General features: G+C 60.9%; 3 protein-coding genes. 1 reads left to right on the top strand and 2 read right to left on the bottom strand.

The window, feature by feature from the left end; genetic code table 11:
• Together WBM93_RS06115 and hisC are read right to left on the bottom strand one after the other, a co-directional pair.
• Nucleotides 1-245: prephenate dehydrogenase/arogenate dehydrogenase family protein (locus WBM93_RS06115; protein ID WP_424429563.1), on the bottom strand; the 245-nt coding region annotated here is incomplete at its 3' end.
• Nucleotides 245-1,345, bottom strand: coding sequence for a histidinol-phosphate transaminase (gene hisC / locus WBM93_RS06110; RefSeq protein ID WP_424429560.1), 1,101 nt, complete (start codon nucleotides 1,343-1,345; stop codon nucleotides 245-247). The genes WBM93_RS06115 and hisC, both read right to left, overlap by 1 nt.
• A gap of 115 nt (nucleotides 1,346-1,460) precedes the next feature.
• On the opposite strand from hisC, the gene metX reads away from it, so the two are divergent.
• Nucleotides 1,461-2,585 carry a homoserine O-acetyltransferase MetX gene (gene metX, locus WBM93_RS06105; RefSeq protein WP_424429566.1) on the top strand — a complete coding sequence of 375 codons (1,125 nt, stop codon included), beginning with the start codon at nucleotides 1,461-1,463 and terminating at the stop codon, nucleotides 2,583-2,585.
• Nucleotides 2,586-2,686: the final 101 nt, after the last annotated feature.

Here is a 2,686-nt window from a genome sequence, read left to right as displayed (position 1 = left end):
GCGGCAACCGCGGCGATTACTCCGACGGGAACGCAGAGCATGACCAGATCGGCGTCGATAACCGCGGCTCCTGCGTTATCGCTGACATCATCGCAAAAGCCGAGCTCGATGACCCGTGCCCGCACCGCCGAATCGCTGTCAAAGCCGGTTATGCGCGCCGACGGCATGCTCTGCCGCGCCGCATGGGCGATTGAGGAACCGATCAGTCCGAGACCGATGATTGCAATATTGACAAACGGCAGCATCAGTCAGCAGCGGCCAATATTTCGCGCAGGGCTTTTGCCAGGCCGCGGGTTTCGATTTCGGTGCCGATGGTCATGCGCAGGCCGTTGACCAGCCCCTGTCCGGGCAGCCAGCGCACGGCATAGCCTTTCTCCATCAGCGCCGCATTGGCCTGTTCTGCGGTGACCTTGCCCTCGAACAGGACGAGCAGAAAATTGGTGTGGCTCGGGATGACTTTAAGCCCGTGATTATCAAGCGCACTGCACTCCTCGCTCAGCCATTGCCGCCATTTGGCATTATGCTTGCGGCTTGCGGCGACGAAATCATCGGCGGCGAGCGCGGCGAGCGCGGCTTGCTGACCGGCGGTCGTCACATTGAACGGTAGTCGTATCCGGTTCATCGCGTCGATAATCTCGGCCGAAGCATAGCCCCAGCCGATCCGCTCGGCGGCGAGGCCGTGGATCTTGGAAAAGGTGCGGGTGACCAGGACATTGGCCTTGGTCTCGGCCAGCCCCAGCGCGCCATCATCCTCGTCGGCCTCGAGATATTCGGCATAAGCGCCATCGAGCACCAGCAGCACATGGCCGGGAAGCTCTGCCTGCAGACGTGCGATTTCCTCTCGGCTGGAAAAAGTGCCGGTCGGATTATTGGGATTGGCGACAAACACGACCCGGGTCTGGTCAGAGACCTTTGCGAGGATCGCATCGACATCGGTGCCAAAGTCGCCGTCCTCGGCAATGACCGGCGTACCACCGTAGCGCCGCGCGGCGATATCATAGACCGCAAAGCCATAGCGGACATAGATGATCTCGTCACCCGGCCCGCTGAACGCATTGGCGGCAAGGTGGAGCACGTCGTCCGAACCGGTGCCGCAAATGATCCGCGCCGGATCGAGATCATATTTTGCGGCAATCGCTTCGCGCAATCTGGTCGATCCGGGATCGGGATAACGGTCGACCGAGCCGGCAGCGGCGGTCAGTGCCTCGGTCGCTTCCGGACTGCAACCCAGCGGGTTCTCGTTGGCCGACAGCTTGACCAGCTTCTTGCCGTCATCGCCGCTCGATTTGCCCGGCACATAGGGTGCAATCCCCATGATCCAGTCTTTTGGTTTTGGTGTGCTCATTGCGCTGGCCTGCCTGTCTGGAGATAATCCCTGTCGCCGGACTAACCTTTGCGGCCTGTCAGTCAACCGCATTATCGTTTGACGGTCGGGATTTCGCCGCTTAGCTCCGCTAATGATGAGTGAAGATACGCGTTTTGGATTGAACAGGCAGGTCCGCCTGCTGGGGCCGCTGCCGCTGGACAGCGGGACAAGCCTTGCGCCGGTCGAATATGCCTATGAAACCTACGGCACCCTCAACGCCGACGCGAGCAACGCGATCCTCATCTGCCATGCGCTCACTGGCGACCAATATGTCGCCTCGACCCATCCGATCACCGGCAAGCCGGGCTGGTGGGAGCGGATGGTCGGGCCCGGCAAGCCGGTCGACACCGACCGCCATTTCGTTATCTGCGCCAATGTGATCGGTAGTTGTCTCGGCAGTTCGGGACCCGCAACGATCAATCCGGCCACCGACGAGCCCTGGGGGATGGACTTCCCGGTGCTGACCATCGCCGATATGGTGCGGGCCCAGGCGATGCTTCTCGACCATCTCGGGATCGAGCGGCTCCATGCGGTCATCGGCGGCTCGATGGGCGGAATGCAGGCGGTCAGCTGGGCGGCGCTCTATCCCGAGCGGGTCAGGTCGGCGGTGATCATTGCCTCGGCCGCGCGCCACAGCGCGCAGAATATCGCCTTTCACGAAGTCGGACGGCAAGCGATCATGGCCGATCCGCGCTGGCGCGGCGGCGCCTATTATGCCGACGATGATCCGCCGAGCAGCGGCCTCGCGGTCGCCCGGATGGCAGCGCATATCACCTATCTTTCGGAAGAGGGACTGACCGAGAAATTTGGCCGCCGGTTGCAGGACCGCGATGCCAAGAGCTTTGGATTTGATGCCGATTTCCAGGTGGAATCCTATCTCCGCCATCAGGGGATCAGCTTCGTCGACCGGTTCGACGCCAACAGCTATCTCTACATCACCCGGGCGATGGACTATTTCGACCTCGCCGAGGCGCATAGCGGGGTGCTCGCCAATGCGTTCAGGGGATCGAAGACCCGCTTCTGCCTGATCAGCTTTGATAGCGACTGGCTTTATCCGACCAGCGAAAGCCGGACGATGGTCCATGCGCTCAACGCAGCTGGCGCAGAGGTCAGTTTCATGGAATTGTCGAGCCCTTTCGGTCACGACAGCTTCCTGCTCAAAAACCCCGAGATGAACCGGATTGTCGACGGCTTTCTGAAAGCGGGGGAAGGACGATGACCGAAGGTCCTATTATCCAACTTTCGTTGCGCAGTATTGGACTCGCACAAAGCCACAAAGCCACTAAGAAGCAATCACCTGTTCTTCGCTTCGTGCCTTCG

Source organism: Parasphingorhabdus sp., from assembly GCF_049667325.1.
Taxonomy (GTDB): domain Bacteria; phylum Pseudomonadota; class Alphaproteobacteria; order Sphingomonadales; family Sphingomonadaceae; genus Parasphingorhabdus.
The sequence above is the reverse complement of the archived record's forward strand: the minus strand, read 5'-3'. Positions and strand labels throughout refer to the sequence as shown.

Coding starts and splice junctions, on each gene's coding strand:
- hisC (WP_424429560.1), bottom strand. CDS start 1,345: ATGAGCACACCAAAACCAAAAGACTGGATCATGGGGATTGCACCCTAT.
- metX (WP_424429566.1), top strand. CDS start 1,461: ATGAGTGAAGATACGCGTTTTGGATTGAACAGGCAGGTCCGCCTGCTG.